General features: G+C 74.0%; 8 protein-coding genes. 6 read left to right on the forward strand and 2 right to left on the reverse strand.

Features of this window, described 5'->3' with window-relative positions; translation table 11 throughout:
• Positions 1–2: 2 nt before the first annotated feature.
• Positions 3–4,421, reverse strand: coding sequence for a hypothetical protein (locus WMF45_RS19600; RefSeq protein WP_437718402.1), 4,419 nt, complete (start codon positions 4,419–4,421; stop codon positions 3–5).
• Between the two features lie 71 nt (positions 4,422–4,492).
• Between WMF45_RS19600 and WMF45_RS19605 the strand changes: the two genes are divergently transcribed.
• The 4 genes from WMF45_RS19605 (at position 4,493) to WMF45_RS19620 (ending at position 12,812) form a co-directional block, all read left to right on the forward strand.
• The gene (locus WMF45_RS19605) at positions 4,493–6,937 is read left to right on the forward strand and encodes a peptide ABC transporter substrate-binding protein (protein ID WP_437718403.1); all 2,445 of its coding nucleotides are present in this window, start codon (positions 4,493–4,495) and stop codon (positions 6,935–6,937) included.
• Between the two features lie 118 nt (positions 6,938–7,055).
• Positions 7,056–8,072, forward strand: a complete 1,017-nt coding sequence (gene galE, locus WMF45_RS19610; protein ID WP_437718404.1) for a UDP-glucose 4-epimerase GalE — start codon at positions 7,056–7,058, stop codon at positions 8,070–8,072.
• Between the two features lie 193 nt (positions 8,073–8,265).
• The gene (locus WMF45_RS19615) at positions 8,266–10,407 is read left to right on the forward strand and encodes an ABC transporter substrate-binding protein (RefSeq protein WP_437718405.1); all 2,142 of its coding nucleotides are present in this window, start codon (positions 8,266–8,268) and stop codon (positions 10,405–10,407) included.
• Positions 10,404–12,812 carry a glycoside hydrolase family 31 protein gene (locus tag WMF45_RS19620; protein ID WP_437718406.1) on the forward strand — a complete coding sequence of 803 codons (2,409 nt, stop codon included), beginning with the start codon at positions 10,404–10,406 and terminating at the stop codon, positions 12,810–12,812. Before WMF45_RS19615 ends, WMF45_RS19620 begins: the two co-directional genes overlap by 4 nt.
• Positions 12,813–12,839: 27 nt before the next feature.
• On the opposite strand, the gene WMF45_RS19625 is transcribed toward WMF45_RS19620, so the two are convergent.
• Positions 12,840–13,727, reverse strand: coding sequence for a LysR family transcriptional regulator (locus WMF45_RS19625; RefSeq protein WP_437718407.1), 888 nt, complete (start codon positions 13,725–13,727; stop codon positions 12,840–12,842).
• Between the two features lie 61 nt (positions 13,728–13,788).
• Here WMF45_RS19625 and WMF45_RS19630 point away from each other — a divergent pair, with 61 nt between their 5' ends.
• Both WMF45_RS19630 and WMF45_RS19635 read left to right on the forward strand, forming a co-directional pair.
• On the forward strand, positions 13,789–14,505 hold the full coding sequence (locus WMF45_RS19630; protein ID WP_437718408.1) for an SDR family oxidoreductase: 717 nt from the start codon (positions 13,789–13,791) through the stop codon (positions 14,503–14,505).
• Between the two features lie 274 nt (positions 14,506–14,779).
• Positions 14,780–15,712, forward strand: a complete 933-nt coding sequence (locus WMF45_RS19635) for a fibro-slime domain-containing protein (protein ID WP_437718409.1) — start codon at positions 14,780–14,782, stop codon at positions 15,710–15,712.
• Positions 15,713–15,819 lie beyond the last annotated feature (107 nt).

The raw sequence follows: 15,819 nt of genomic DNA on the forward strand, positions 1-15,819 counted from the left end.
GGCTAGCGAGCCTGTCCGCGCGCGGCGGCGAGCAGGTTCGTGAGCGCCTCGCGCGCGGCTTGGCGGCGTTGCGGCTCGGGCAGCGCGCCCGGGCGCAGGCGCTCGATCTCGGCGCACAGCGCGGCGCGATCGCCGGCGAGAGGCGCGCCGCACGGCGCGTCGCGCGCGCCGTCTCCGGGGGCGGCGCGCGGCGCAGGCTCGCCAGCGAGCACGGCCGCCGCGGCCTCGATGAGGCGCGCGGTCGCCGCCGCGCCTTCGTCCTCGCCCCGGAAGCGACCCACGAAGTCGGGCTGCTTCGAGAGCCGTGAGAGCACGTCCCAGCGCTGCTCGCGCACGGCGAGCTCCGTCGCGAAGAGCACGACCTTCAGGTTGCGGCCGAGATCGGGGAGGGCGCGCGTCTCGCCGTCGAGCGCCATCAGGTCATCGACGACGCTCGCGTCGAGCGCCGCGGCCGCGCAGCGCACCGCGACGCTGAGCAGATCCGCGCGCAGCGCGGGGCCGAGCGAGGGAGCGCGGCCGAGCGCGCGCGCTGCGGCGAGCACGGCGGGGCCGCAGTGCCCCTCGCGCCGCTGCCGCGCCAGCATCACGCCGGCGTCGTAGAGCCGGCCGCTCTGCCGCAGCGCCTCCACGGCGGCCGTGAACGCGTCGGGGTCGTACGTCCCCCGCTCCGCCGCCGTGAGGAAGCCGTCGAGGCTGCGCAGGGCAGGGCACGCGGCCGCGCTGCCCGCGCGCGCCCGTCGCTGGAGGTGCGGCAGCTTGCCGAGGACGTCGGCGATGCGCAGCGAGAGCGCGAGCGGGTAGGCGTCGCAGGCGGGCTCCTCGTAGCCGCCGAGCTCGACCCTGGCCTCGGTGCACGCGAGCGGCCTGGCGACCGCGGCGAGCGAGCGCGCGGTCCTCGCGACGAGCGGGTCGAGCCCCTGGACCGCGGCGAGGCCGGCCGGGAGCGGATCGAGGAGCGCCGCGACCGCGGCGTCGCTGGCGTCGGGCGGCAGGAGGCCGCGGACGAGCGTCCAGAGGTCGCCGGCGAGGAAGGGGTGACCGGCCTCGGCCGCGAGCTGGGCGTCGATCGCGAGCAGCGCGCGGGCGTCCCGGCCCCAGGCGAGCGGCTGGTCCGGGCGCAGCGCCCGCCGCCCGAGCCGGAGGCCGAACGAGAGCGCGGCGATCGCCCGGCGCGCCGCCGCGGTGCCGCGCTCGGCGTCGCCGTCGAGGAAGTGGTAGGCGGCCGCGAGCGCCGCGGCGCTGACGTAGGCGCGCGCCGCGTCCTCGTCGCTCCGGGGCGAGCCCTCGGGCGCGAGCGCCGCGGCGAGGGAGCCCTCGGGCTCGCCGCGGGTGCGGAGCCCGAGGCCGAGCTGGAAGCTGTTCGCGCCTTCGAGGAGCCCGGCGCCGTACGAGACGTCGAAGCTGAGCGAGAAGACGCGGGTCGCGGTCTTCTCCTCGTAGCGGTAGGTCATGCGCGGCACGCGCAGGCCGCGGGCGTCGGCGGCGGCGAGGACGCGGTCGAGGGCGTCGCGCGCCTCGGCGCGCCGGCCGCCGGCGAAGTCGCGCACGGCGCCGACGAGGGCGAGCACGTCGCCGGTGTCGGCCGCCTGGCAGGCGTCGTCCGACGCCTTGCTCATGGCGGCAGCGTACGCCGACGGATCCGGGGCAACGCCGGCCCGGGCCTTCGCGATCTCGCCGAGGTACGAGAGCGCCCAGGCGACCCGGCTGCCGCTGTCGTTCGCGAGCGCGATGGCGTCCGGCGACGGCGGCCCGCCCAGCACGGCGGCGCCGAGGAGCGAGGCGAGCAGCGCGAGGTCGGCCTGGTCGCGCAGCCCGAGGGCGGAGAACGCGCTGGCGTAGCCGACGAACAGGCCCCGCAGATCGCCGCCGCCGTCGCTCGCGGCGGGGAGCGACGCGAGCGCGTCGAGCAGCGCGCCGCCGGCGGGGCCTCGTCCGACGCCGCCACGCCGCGCCGGATCGTCGCGGAACGCCGAGGAGAGCCCGCGGAGCACCCGGCCGAGCGGGGCGCCGCTCCGCTCGGCGAAGCGCTCCGCGGTGGACGACTCGAGGAGCGCGCGGGCGAGCGCGTAGCCGCCGGTGAGCGCGTCGGCGAGGTCATGGTCGACCCAGCCGGACAGGCCCGCGGCGACGGCGGCCTCGGCGTCCGCGGCCGGGAGGGTGAAGCGCGGCGGAGCGACGCGCGCAGGCGCGCCGGCGGCGCGCGGCGGCGCCGAGAGGAGATCGATGGCGTCGGAGAGGAGCGTCACGAGGAGCCGCGCCCGGCGCGCCCACGGGCCGCCGCCCTGCCTGTACCGCGGCGCGAGCAGGATCCGCCGGCGGACGTCGCCGAGCCGCGCGAGGGCGCGGCGGGCCTCGGGGCTCGGCCCGCGCCCGGCGGCGCAGGCGGCTCCGGCCGGCGGCGGCTTGCGCGAGCGCTCGGTGAGGAGCACGGCGAGGACGCCGTCGGCCAGCGCGGTGACGTCCTCGACGAGCTCGGGCGGGGGCGCCTCCGCGGCGCCGGCCGCGCCGGCGCCGGCGTCGGCATCGCCCGCCGCGAGCCCCGCGACGGCGCGCCGGAGCGCGTCGCGCGCCTGCCGGCGCTCCGGGGGGAGCCTGGCCGCGTCGGTCGCCTGCGGATCCAGCGCGCTGGCGGCGCCGAGCGCGGCGTAGCGGGAGAGGCTCGCGGCGAGCGCAGCGAGGCCGGGGTAGGGCAGCGCCGGGGCGGGCGCGAGCGCGCGCTCGATCTGCGCGGACGAGAACGCGAGATCCGGCGCCTGACCGGAGGCGAGCCGGTACAGCGCGTCGGCGGCGTAGAGGCCGGCGACGCCCCAGCCGGCCTGCTCGGTGAGCTCGCCGCGGAGCTTGGCGGTGAGCGCGCCCTGCAGGGCGAGGAAGTGCGGGGGCTGCACCTCGGGCGGGTACGCCATGCCCGCGAAGACGCCGGCGAGCGCCGCGCCGAGGACGGCCTCCGGATCGTGCGCCTCGGCCATGCGGCGCTGCACGGCGATCTGCGTGAGGTCGACGATGGCGTCGCGGAGCGGCACGTCGGCGAGCACCCCGGGGCTGTAGGCGAGGGGGATCAGCGCGAGCGCGCGGTAGCGGCGCGGCTCGGCCTCCGCGAGGGCGCGCAGCGCGGCGAGGTGCGCGAGGCCGAGCTCGGTGGCGCGGCGGTGGACGGCGCTGCCCGCCTGGCCCGCGGCGGGCGCGGGGCCGCGCTCGTGGAGCAGGCTGGGCGCGAGGGCCCACGTGGTGCTCGTCTGGTCGACGGCGCGGACGAGCGCCTCGTAGCGGGGCAGCCATGCGTCGAGCGGGAGGCGTCGTCCCGGCGCCGCCGCGGTGCTCGCGGGCGCAGCGGCAGGGTCGCCCGGGGCGAGGGCGCCGGCGAGCGCCGCGGCGAACACGAGGTCACGCGGGCCTTCCATGAGGGGCGCGACGTCCCGTCCGCAGCCAGGGGCCTTGCCGAGCAGGTCGTCGAGCGCGGCGCGCCGGTCCGCGGGGACAGCCCGCAGCACGGCCGCGCCGCGGGCGCGCCACGCGGCGCGGCCGTCCCGGGCCGTGCGCACGCGGAGGAGGTCGCCGTAAGGCGTGTCGCCCGGCGCGGGCGGCGGGTCCAGCCTGGGGGCCGAGGGCGTGCCGGTCGCGTCGTCCTCGGCCTCCTCGAGCGCGACCCCGGCGGTCGCGAGCAGCTGCAGCGCGTAGCGGCCGCGCAGGACCGGCTCGTCGTTCGGGTCGCGCCCCTTCACCGCGGCCGCGAGGGCGTCGGCCGCGGCCGCGGCCTCGACATAGCGGAAGCGGCCCGCGGCGCCGAAGGCGCGGCGGACGAGCGCGGCGAGCGCGATGTCGTCCGCGACCCGCGAGAGCGGCGCGTCGCCGCGCGCGATCGGCGCGAGACCGGCCATGAACGGCGCGAGCGGATCGGCCGGAAAGAGCTGGACGGCGCCGTGGCGGGCGCGCGCGTGGACGAGGTGCTCGTACCCGAGGGCGTCGCCGATCGCGAGGAGCAGCGCGTCCGCGCCCAGGGCCCCGGGGGGTGGCAGCGGCGCTGTACGGATCCATTTCGCGTCCGCCGCGGCCGCAGACGCTGGCGCCGCGACCTCCGCGCCCGCCTCGACGATGACCGCGGCCCGCGGCCCGGTCCCGCCGCGCCGGTCGAGGTCGCGGAGCACGAGCGCCCAGGGGTCGTCGGCGTCCCGGGCGGCGCGGGCCGCGACGTAGCCGAGGGCGAGCTCGCGCGGCGGCCGGCCCTCCGCGAGCGCCGCGGCGAGGGCGCGCTCGCACCCGTCGAGGTGCGCAGGATCGCACTGCGCGGCCGCCGGGGACGTCGCGCCCGGGGAGGCCGCGCCTCCGCAGCCGGCTGCGAGCAGCGCGACGAGCAGCGCGACGAGCAGCGCGGAGCAGCGCGGGAGAGCGCGCGGCGAGGAGGACACGCGGTCGTGCAGCATGGCGCGCGCGCGACCTTACACGAAACGACCCCTGTCTTCCTGCCCCCGGAGCGCCGTGCTACGCGCGCGATATGCGACGGGCTTCGGAGCGACGAGGTGCCGGCGGCGCGGGGGGCGGCGGGAGCGCCGGTTGCGGGGCGCGCGGCGCCTCCGCGGCGCTCGGGCTCGCGATCCTCGCGCTCTCGGCGTGCAGCGAGGGCGAAGGCGGGTATGCCGGGACGACCGCGCGCGTCGGCAAGGACACGGAGACGATCTACATCAACAACGGCAGCGAGCCCGAGTACCTGGATCCAGGAAAATCCAACGACTCGGCGAGCTCCACGCTCGTGCAGCAGATGTTCGAGGGGCTGACGACCTACGGCGCCGGCGACCTCCGCCCGGTGCAGGGGGTCGCGACCCACTGGGAGCAGAGCGACGACAACCGGCTCTTCCGGTTCCACCTGCGGCCGGAGGCGCGCTGGTCCGACGGCAAGCCGGTCACGGCGCACGACTTCGAGTACGCGTGGAAGCGGGTGCTGCGCCCCTCCACGGCGTCGCTCGCCGCGACGAACCTCTACGTCCTCAAGAACGGCGAGCTGTTCAGCCTCGGCAAGCTCAAGGCGCTGCGCGAGGCCGCGCCGCTCCGCGCGGCCCCCCGGCCCGACGCGCCATCCGCGCTCGATCTGCCGAAGGGGGCGTTCGTCGTGGTGCTGGCGCGCTCGCCGATCCAGGTGGACACCGCGATCGCTCCCCTGGCGGCGCTGCCGGAGGGCTCCGCCGCCGTGACCTTCGCGAAAGGCGACGCGAAGGGCGGCGCAAGCGATCGGCTCTCGTTCGGCGCCGCAGGAGGCGGCGCGACAGGAGGCGACGCGGCCGCTGGTGGCGCGGCGCCGCTCGGCTCGGCGCCCGGCGGCGGCTGGCAGGGCGCCGTTGTCGACATCGTCCGCGTGGGCCCCCCGTGCAAGTGCAACGGCGCCGCCGACCGGTGGTTCGAGATCGAGCGGGGCGGCGCGCGCGGCTTCCTCCCGGGCTGTGCGCTCGTCCCTCCTGCGGGCAACGCCGGCAACCCGGGCAAGGAGAGCGCGGGCGGCGCGCCCCGGTCGGAGGCGTACGCCGTCGTCACGCCGCACACGAGCCTCCCGACGTACGACGCCGCGGCGCCGCCCTCTGCCGGCGCCGCGCAGGGCGAGCCCCCCGTGGGCTTCGTGCCGGACGCGCTCCTCGTGGAGGACGACGGCGCCGTCGGCGTCCGGGCAAGGGACGACCATACGCTCGACGTGCAGCTGGAACAGCCCACGCCCTACTTCACCGATCTCACGAGCTACGTGACGCTCTTCCCCGTGCGCAAGGACGTGATCGAGGCGTTCGAGAAGCGCGGCGAGCCCGAGCTCTGGTTCCGCCCCGAGAACATCGTGGTCAACGGCCCTTACACGCTCGATGAGTGGAAGTTCCGTTACGAGATCACGATGAAGCGGAATCCGATGTACTGGAACCGCGACAAGCTGAAGATCCACCGCGTCGTGTGGCTGGAGGTCGAGCTCTACAACGCCACGATGAACATCTACAAGGCGGGGGATCTCGACTACCTGGGCGACAACACCTCGCTCCCCGCCGAGCACATGGACTGGCTGTCGACCAAGCGGGATTTCCAGCGGTATCCGTACCTCTCCATCTACTGGTTCGAGTTCAACACGAAGAAGCCGCCGGTCGACGACGCCCGCGTCCGCTGGGCGCTCAACCTCGCGGTCGACAAGCGGCAGGTCGTCGAGAAGGTCACTCGGGCGGGGCAGACGCCGGCCACGCACTACGTCCCGGACTACACCGGATCGGGCTACGACGAGGCGGCCGCCGAGGACAGGAAGCTCGGGGTCGATCCGTTCTCGTCGCCGGAGGTCGCGTTCAACCCGGAGCGCGCCCGCGCGATGCTCGCCGAGGCAGGGTACGAGGTCGTCCAGGAGGGCGACGGGTACCGGACGAAGAACTTCCCGGCGCTCGAGCTCCTCTACAACACGAGCGAGGGCCACAAGCAGATCGCCGTCGCGGTCCAGGACATGTGGAAGCGTCACCTCGGCGTCTCGGTCACGCTGCGGAACGAGGAGTGGAAGGTGATGCTCAAGAACGTGCGCGACGGGCACTACCAGGTCGTGCGGTTCGGCTGGATCGGCGAGTACAACCACCCGGCGACGTGGCTCGGCACGCTGCTCTCGTACAGCCCGCAGAACCGGACGGGATGGGCCGACCAGGAGTTCGACGATCTGATGCGCGCCGCCGCGGCGACGGCCGATCCGAAGGAGAGCATCCGGGCGTTCCGCAAGGCGGAGAAGCGGGCCCTCGACGGGATGCCCAAGCTGCCGCTCTACTTCTACACGAAGTCGACGCTGGTGAAGCCCTGGGTCAAGGGGTTCAAGGGCAACTCGCGCGGCGTGCAGCTCGTGAAGTGGCTGTGGAACGACCCGAGCTGGCGCGACAACCCGTCGAACCAGACCGCGTTTCCGGAGCTCGAGTTCCCGACGCCGGGGCGGCTCGGCGTCCCCTGACGTGCCCTGACGCCACCGCCGGACGGGCCGGCTGCGCCCCGAGGTCCCCGTTGACGCGCCGGCCTGTGCCGTGGCCTCATCGACGGGAGCGCGGCATAGACCCTCTCGGGAGAACGACATGAGCAAGACGATCCTGGTCACCGGAGGCGCGGGCTACATCGGCTCGCACACCTGCGTGGAGCTCCTCCACGCGGGCTACCGGGTGGTGATCCTCGACAACCTCTGCAACAGCCGCAAGGCGGCGGTGGAGCGGGTGGAGCGGATCTCCGGGGAGCAGGTGACGTTCATCCAGGGCGACATCCGCGACGCGGCGCTCCTGGATCGGCTGCTCGCCGAGCACCCGATCGACGCGACAATCCACTTCGCGGGGTTGAAGGCCGTCGGCGAGTCCGTCGAGAAGCCGCTCTCGTACTACGAGAACAACGTCGCGGGGACCGTGTGCCTGCTCAAGGCGCTCGACGCGCGGGGCGCGCGGAAGCTGGTGTTCAGCTCGTCCGCCACCGTGTACGGCGATCCCGAGCGCGTGCCGCTCGACGAGGGGAGCCGGCTCGGACCGACCAACCCCTACGGGCAGTCCAAGTTCATGGTGGAGCAGATCCTGCGCGACGTGGCCGCCACCGGGGGCTGGTCGCTCGGGTCGCTGCGTTACTTCAACCCCGTGGGCGCCCACGAGAGCGGGCTCATCGGGGAGGATCCGAACGGGATCCCGAACAACCTGACGCCGTTCATCACGCAGGTCCTCGTGGGGCGGCGCGACAAGCTCCGGGTGTTCGGGGGCGACTGGCCGACGCCGGACGGCACCGGCGTGCGCGACTACATTCACGTGGTCGACCTCGCGCTCGGGCACCTCGCCGCGCTGAACCGCATCTTCACCGTCGGCGACAGCTTCACCGTCAACCTCGGCACCGGGCGGGGGCACTCGGTGCTGGAGATGGTGGCCGCGTTCGAGAAGGTCAGCGGGAGGCGCGTCGCGCACGAGATCGTGGCGCGCCGCCCCGGGGACGTCGCCTCGGTGTACGCGGATCCCGCGCGCGCGGTCGAGCTGCTCGGCTGGCGCGCGGAGCGCGATCTCGAGACCATGTGCCGCGACAGCTGGCGCTGGCAAGAGCAGAACCCGAAGGGGTTCGCCGATTAGGGCCGCGGATCTGAGGCGCGATAGAGCGCTCCTGCTCGCGGCCCTCTCGTGCCCGCTCGCGGCCTGCGCGAGCGAGACCGAGGGCTACGTCGGGACGACGTCGCGCGTCGGCAAGGACGCCACGACGTTCTACGTCAACAACGGCGACGAGCCGGAGTACCTCGATCCCGGCAAGGCCGTGGACTCGGTGAGCATGACGCTGCTCCACCAGATGTTCGAGGGGCTGACCAGCTACGCGCCAGGCGATCTCCACGCGGCGCAGGGGGTCGCGGCGCGCTGGGAGCGGAGCGACGACAACCGGCTCTTCCGGTTCCACCTGCGGCCGGAGGCGCGCTGGTCGGACGGCAAGCCGGTCACGGCGCATGACTTCGAGTACGCGTGGAAGCGCGTGCTGCGCCCGTCGACGGCCTCGCTCGCCGCGACGAACCTGCACGTCCTCAAGAACGGCGAGCTCTTCAACCTGGGCAAGCTCAAGGCGCTGCGCGAGGGCGCGACGCTGCGCCGCGCGCCTCGTCCCGACGCGCCGCCCGCGCTGGATCTGCCCAAGGGGGCGTTCGTCGTCGTGCTCGGCCAGTCGCCCGCCCGGGTGACGTCGGCGGTGGCGCCCCTGCCGGCGCCGCCCACCGGGGTGACCTCGGTGACCTACGCCGAGCCCGACGAGGCGACCGGCGCCGGCGAGCGGCTCTCGTTCGACGCGGCCGGCGTGACCCCGCCGCCCGCGCCGCGCGACGCCACCCCGGGCGGCGGGTGGCGGGGCGCCGAGGTCGCGCTCCTCGCGGCCGGCCCGCCGATCGCCTGCAATGGCGCGGCCGACCGCTGGTTCGAGATCGAGGGGCCGGCGGGCCGCGGCTTCCTCCCGGGCTGCCTGCTCGCGCCCGTGGAGGCCGCCGCGTACGCGCTGGTCGCGCCCCACGCGAGCCTCCCGACGTACGACCCCGCCGCGGCCCCAGGCGCTCGCGCCGCGCCGCCTTCCGGCTCCGGAGGGGCGACCGGGTTCGTCGCCACGTCATCGCTCGTGGAGGACGACGCCGCCGTGGGCGTGCGGGCGCGCGACGACCTGACCCTCGACGTCGAGCTCGAGCAGCCGACGCCGTACTTCACCGATCTCACGAGCTTCGTCACCCTGTTCCCGGTGCGCCGCGACGTCGTCGAGCCGTTCGAGGCGCGCGGCGAGCCGGAGCTCTGGTTTCGCCCCGAGAACATGGTGGTCAACGGGCCGTATCGGCTCGACGAGTGGAAGTTCCGGTACGAGATCACGATGAACCGGAACCCGGCGTACTGGGGCCACGACGCGCTCAGGATCCACCGGATCGTCTGGATGGAGATCGCCCAGTACAACGCCACCCTGCAGCTCTACAAGGCCGGGGACATAGACTACCTGGGAGACAACTGCGAGCTCCCGTACGACCACCGCAGCTGGCTGTCCGGGAAGAAGGATCTCCGGCGCAGCGAGTTCCTCTCCACGGTGTATTACGAGCTCAACACGAGGAAGCCGCCGGTCGACGATCCGCGCGTCCGGTGGGCGCTGAACCTCGCGATCGACAAGCGGGAGCTCGTCGAGAAGATCACGCGGCTCGGGAAGCCGGCGACGCACTACGTGCCCGACATCACCGGATCCGGCTACGCCGAGCAGGCGGCGGAGGACAGGGCGCGCGGGGTGGATCCGTTCTCGAGCCCCGAGGTCGGCCACGACCCGGCGCGCGCCCGCGCGCTGCTCGCCGAGGCCGGGTACGAGGTCGCCCGCGAGGGAGACGAGCTGCGGGCGAAGGGGTTTCCGCCGCTCGAGATCCTCTACAACACGGGGGAGGGGCACGCGCAGGTCGCCGTGGCCATCCAGGACATGTGGAAGCGCCACCTCGGGGTCTCCGCGACGCTGCGGAGCGAGGAGTGGCGGGTGATGCTCAAGAACTTCCGCGACGGCAACTTCCAGGTGATCCGGCTGGGCTGGCTGGCCGACTACAACCATCCGCAGACGTGGCTCGGGACGTTCCTGTCGCAGAGCCCCCAGAACCGGACCGGCTGGGCAGACGCGGAGTTCGACAAGGCGGTCGGCGAGGCGGCAGCGACGGCCGATCCCAAAGACAGCATCCGGCGCTTCCGGGCGGCCGAGCGGCGGGCGCTCGACGGGATGAGCAGGATACCGCTCTACTTCGAGGAGAAGCCGACCCTGGTGAAGCCGTGGGTGAGGGGCTTCATCCCCAACGCGCGGAACACGCAGCTCATCAAATGGCTCTGGATCGACCCGGACTGGCAGAAGCAGAAGGAGGGACCGGCCGGAGAGCCGCCGCCGCCAGTGCTGGAGTTGCCGCCGCCGGGGCGGCTGGGGGGGCCGTGACGGGCGCGCACAGCCTCCTCACCGACGCCTCGATCGGCGCGACGCACGTGCTCCTCTGGGGCGCCCGCGCCGCGGTCGAGATCCGCTGTCCTGGCCCGGGCGTGCTGCGCGTGCGCCACGCCCCCTCGTCCGCGGTGACCAGCTTCACGCACCCCGATCTGCCCCCCAAACACTCCTTCGCCGTGGTGGCAGACGGCGCGCTGCCGCTCTCCGCGCGCCGCGAGGGGGGCACGCTCCACGTGAGCGCCGAGGGCGCCTCTCTCGAGATCTCGCTCGCCGCGGGCACATGGATCTTCAGCGACGCAGAGGGCCGCGCCCTCGCGCGCAGCGAGGCCGTCTCGGGGCAGGTCCGGCCGGCGTTCCCCGTGGACGAGCTCCGCTCCAGGCTCTCGCTCGCGGCGCCGCCGGGCGAGGCCTACCTCGGGTTCGGCGAGAAGGTCGGCCCGCTCGACAAGCGCGGCCTGCGATTCACCTTCTGGAACACCGACGCTTTCCCGCCGCACGTGGAGTCCGACCCCCTCTACGCCTCGATCCCTTTCTTCATCGCCCTCCGCGGCGGGGTGGCCTGGGGCCTCTTCCTCGACGAGCCGTGGCGCTCGGAGGTCGATATCGCCCTCAACGACCCGACCCGCATCGAATGGGAGTCGCGGGGCCCCGAGCTCGACGTCTACCTCCTGGCCGGCCCGCACCCGGCCGACGTCCTCCGGCGCTACGCCGCGCTCACCGGGCGCCCGGCCATGCCGCCCCTCTGGAGCCTCGGGGCGCACCAGTCGCGCTGGGGCTACGAGACCGAGGACGACGTGCGCGGCGTCGTCCGCGGCTACCGATCGCGCGGCCTCCCCCTCGACGTTGTCCACCTCGATATCGATTACATGGATGCTTATCGGGTCTGGACCTGGGACCGCTCGCGCTTCCCCGACCCGGCGCGGCTCGCGCGCGAGCTCGCGGCCGAGGGCGTCAAGCTGGTGACGATCGTCGACCCGGGGATCAAGGCCGACGAGGGATATGCCGTCTACGAGGAGGCGAGAGCGCGAGACTACCTCGTCCGGCTGCCTCGCGGCGGCACCCTCGTGGGAGAGGTCTGGCCCGACCCGGCGGTCTTCCCCGATCTCACGCGCGAGGAGGTGCAGCGCTGGTGGGGTGATCTGCAAAAGCCCTTCGTCGACGCGGGCATCGCCGGCATCTGGAACGACATGAACGAGCCGGCGTGCTTCTCCGTCCGCCCCGACAGGGGCCTGCCGGCGCCGAGCGGCGGGCGCACCGCGGGCCTCGGCGCCATCGAGGGCAGCACGCTCCCCGACGACGCGCGCCACGGCGCCCGGCGCCACCTCGAGGTCCACAACGTCTATGGACTCGGCATGTCGCGGGCCGCCCACGAGGGCCTCGCGCGCCACGCTCCGGAGCGGCGCCCCTTCGTGCTGACGCGCGCCGCCTTCGCCGGCATCCAGCGGTACGCGGCGGTGTGGACGGGCGACTTCGCCAGCAACTTCACGCACCTGGAAGCGTCCATCCCGATGCTGATCGGCCTCGGCCTCTCGGGCGTGCCGTTCGTGGGCGCGGACATCCCGGGCTTCACGGGGCGCGCGAACGGCGAGCTTCTCGTGCGCTGGATGCAGGCGGGGCTGTTCTATCCGCTGATGCGCAACCACGCGGCGAGGGGCAGGCCGGCGCAGGAGCCCTGGCGCTTCGGCGAGCCGTACCTCGGCCTCGCGCGCGCGGCGCTCGAGCGTCGCTACCGGCTCCTGCCGGCCCTGTACACGCTCATGCGCGAGGCGGCGGAGACGGGGATACCCGTCCTGAGGCCGCTGTCCTTCGCGGCGCCGGGCGACCCCGAGGCGCTCCACGCGTTCGATCAGCTCCTGTTCGGCGCCGACCTGCTCGTGGCGCCGGTGGTGCGGCCAGGGCAGTCGAAGCGGCTCGTGTACCTGCCCGCGGGCGCATGGATGGACTTCGCGAACCTGGAGCGCGCGGGGAGCGTGGACCAGGGCGGGCGCCACGTGATCGCCGATGCGCCGCTCGGGGTGGTCCCCGTGTGGCTGCGCGCCGGAGGCGCGGTGGCGCTCACCGCGCCTCGGATGCACACGACGAGCGCCAGCTGGGAGGAGATCACGTGGCACGTCCACGCGGCGGAGCGCGTGAGCGGCCGCCTCTACGAGGACGAGGGCGACGGCCACGGCGCGTCGCGCGTCACGCGGATCGAGGGCGGCCTCGACGGCGCCACGTTCGCGCTCGAGCGCAGCGCGACGGGCGATCTGCCGCTCGCGCGCGAGGTGGAGACGATCCGCGTCCACGGCGTGCCGGCGCCGCGCTCCGTGGTCGGGGCCAGGTCGCACCGCGCGATCGACGGGGGCGTCGAGATCGAGGTCGCGGCCGACTGGCAGCGGATTGAATTCAAGGTGTCCTGATCGCGGCCGCGCCGCGCGCCGGGGCCGTCAGCGGTGCTTCATCACCCAGTCGATCGCCAGCCGCACCCGCGTGGAGAGCAGCCGCCGCGACGGGTAGACCGCGAAGAGCTCGCGGGGCTCGACCGTGCGCCCCGTGATCGTGAGCTCGACGAGCGCCTTGCCCTGCTGCTCGATCACCTCGCGGGGCGCGCAGACCACGCCGAGCCCCTGCGCCGCGGCGGTGATCGCCACCCGCGGATCGTTCACGCAGAGCTGCGCGCGCGGCCGGACCTCCTCGATGGATCCGTCCCGCCGGCGAAGGCGCCATGCGGCGCCCGGGTGGCTCAGGACCGCGGGCACGGACCCGAGCGACGCGCGCGCGAGCCGCGAGCGGCCATCGAGCGCGTCCTTCACGAGGCGCGGCGACGCGGCCAGCGCGTACGGGAGCGACCACATCCGCCGCGCCACGAGGTCGGCGTCCTGAACGGGCCCGGCGCGGAAGGCGAGATCGACGCCCTCCTCGACCAGGGGGACGACCGCGTTCGTGAGCGTGAGCTCCAGCGACAGGCGCGGGTGCCGGGCGGCGAAGGCGAACAGCGCCGGTGCGATCCGCTGCGCGCCCGTCATCACGGGCGCCGTCACCCGGAGCCTGCCCGCGGGCTCGTCCTCCCGATCCGCGGCCCGGTCGAGGACCGAGCCGAGCTCGTCGAGCAGCGGCCCGGCGCGCTCGATCAGCCGCGCGCCCTCGCCGGTGAGGCCGACCCGGCGTGAGGTGCGCTGGAGCAGCCGCACCCCCAGCGCCTCCTCCAGCTGCGCCACCCGGCGGCTCACGGTGCTCGTGGGCACCCCCGTGCGGCGCGCCGCCTCCACGAAGCTCAGGTGGTGAGCGACGGCCGCGAAGAGGCGCACGTCCTCGAGGGAGATCATCCCGCTCATGGGACGGAGCATGCCACAGCATCCCATGGTTCGCCCGAGGCGCGCGCGCTACGCCTCGCTCATGGACCTTGAAGATCAGCATGTCGTCGTCATCGGTGGCTCGTCGGGCATCGGCCTCGGCGTGGCCAGGGCCTGCCTCGAGCGCGGCGCGTCTCTGACCGTCGTGAGCCGCTCGCGCGAGCGCCTCGCGCGCGCCGCGGCCGGGCTCGGGGAGCCGCGCCGGGTGCGCACCTTCGCGGCCGACGCGACGCAGGAGGCCGAGGTGCGGAGTCTGTTCAACGAGCATCCGCCGGCGCGCCATGTGGTGGTGACGGCGGTGGAGGGGCATTATCAGCCGATTCGCGCGCTGGACATCGCCGCGGCGCGCCGCGTGATCGACTCGAAGCTCGTCGCGGCCCTCCACGTCGCCAAGCACGCGCGGATCGAGCCGGGCGGCTCGCTCACGTTCACGGCCGGGATCGCGGCGGAGCGGCCGGGGCCCAGCGGGGCGGTCGTGGCCGCGGTGAACGGCGCGCTCATGGCGCTCGTGCGCGCCCTGGCCGTGGAGCTCGCGCCGGTGCGCGTGAACGCGCTGTCGCCAGGCTGGGTCGACACGCCGGTCTGGAACTCCCTCGCGGGCGGCGCCAAGCAGGAGCGCTTCGAGCAGCACGCGCGCCGCCTCCCGGTCGGGCGCGTCGGCGCGCCTGCCGACATCGCCCATGCCGCGCTCTTCCTCATGGGAAACGGGTTCACCACCGGCGAGGTGCTGCGCGTCGACGGGGGACACCGCCTCGTCTGAGCCTGAGCCCGCCCAGGGTGGTGGCCGGATTCGACAGGTGCGCAACGCGAGCGCAACGCAAAACAAGAGACGGCAAGCGAGAGAAGCAAGAAAACCGCGGGGAGCGAGGGAGGCGCGCCGCAGCCGCCTGGCCCATCGAACAAGGCATGTTTCCCGCGCTTGCCGGTACACTTGCGGCATCGCTTGCCGCAACGCTTCACCGCGCGATCGCCAGGAGACGTGGTTGACAAAAGCCGCGAAATATGGTTGTTCTTCTGCTCCCTAGGAGTGCACCATGTACCCTCGTTCTTTCTTTCTTCTGACCTTCGCAGCGGTAGCCCTGGCGTGCTCTTCGACGCCCGACGAGAGCAGCAGCCCGACCTCCGGGTCCGGCGGCAGCAGCGGGACGCCCGCGAGCAGCAGCGGGACGCCGACGAGCGGCGTCAGCAGCTCGACCGGCGACGACTTCGGGACCATCACAGGGGGCAACGCGAGCGCCGGCGCAGGCGGCGCAGGCGGCAGCGATTGCAAGAGCGTCCTCGATGTCACGTATCGCGACTTCAAGGAAACGCACCCCGACTTCGAGATGCCCACCTTCAGGGGCGACGAGCCCCGCCGCAAGCTCATCAAGCCGACGCTCGACGGCGACCTGAAGCCGCAGTTCCTCGACTCCGTGGGCTGCTTCGCAGACAGGGAGACCCAGCTGGGCTGCAGGGACGGGGTCGGCACCCAGAAAACCATCACGAGCGAGGAATCCTTCAACCAGTGGTACCGGGACGTGCCGGGCGTGAACATGACGTTCACCAAGGAGCTCGCGCTCGAGGAATCGCCGCCCGGATCGGGGCAGTACGTGTTCGAGAGCGCGGCGTTCTTCCCGCTGGCGCCGGACGAGGGGTTCGGGATCTCCCCGGCAGGCAGGGACCGGAACTTCCTCTTCACCACCGAGATCCACCTGATGTTTGGCTACGTCGCCGGTCAGAAGTTCACGTTCGTTGGCGACGACGACATCTGGATCTTCATCAACGGCAAGCTCGCGGTCGACCTCGGGAGCATGCACGGGCCGGAGACAGGCATCATCGACTTCGACGCCATGGCCGACGACCTCGGTATCTTCCCGGGCAACAACTACGCGATGGATATCTTCCACGCGGAGCGCCACACCGACGGGTCGAACTTCCGCGTCACGACCAACATCTCCTGCTTCGTGCCCGTCGACATCCCGCTGTGAGGCGTCCGGGCTCGCCCCGCGCCCTCTCGCAGGCCTGATCCCGACATCCATCTTGGCGTCTTATGGCGCCTTGGCGGTTCCATCCTTCCTGCGAGGTGGGGGAATCC

It is taken from the genome of Sorangium sp. So ce448, assembly GCF_051520915.1.
Lineage (GTDB): Bacteria > Myxococcota_A > Polyangia > Polyangiales > Polyangiaceae > Sorangium > Sorangium cellulosum_B.

Coding starts and splice junctions, on each gene's coding strand:
- WMF45_RS19635 (WP_437718409.1), top strand. CDS start 14,780: ATGTACCCTCGTTCTTTCTTTCTTCTGACCTTCGCAGCGGTAGCCCTG.
- WMF45_RS19600 (WP_437718402.1), bottom strand. CDS start 4,421: ATGCTGCACGACCGCGTGTCCTCCTCGCCGCGCGCTCTCCCGCGCTGC.
- WMF45_RS19630 (WP_437718408.1), top strand. CDS start 13,789: ATGGACCTTGAAGATCAGCATGTCGTCGTCATCGGTGGCTCGTCGGGC.
- WMF45_RS19625 (WP_437718407.1), bottom strand. CDS start 13,727: ATGAGCGGGATGATCTCCCTCGAGGACGTGCGCCTCTTCGCGGCCGTC.
- WMF45_RS19605 (WP_437718403.1), top strand. CDS start 4,493: ATGCGACGGGCTTCGGAGCGACGAGGTGCCGGCGGCGCGGGGGGCGGC.
- galE (WP_437718404.1), top strand. CDS start 7,056: ATGAGCAAGACGATCCTGGTCACCGGAGGCGCGGGCTACATCGGCTCG.
- WMF45_RS19615 (WP_437718405.1), top strand. CDS start 8,266: ATGACGCTGCTCCACCAGATGTTCGAGGGGCTGACCAGCTACGCGCCA.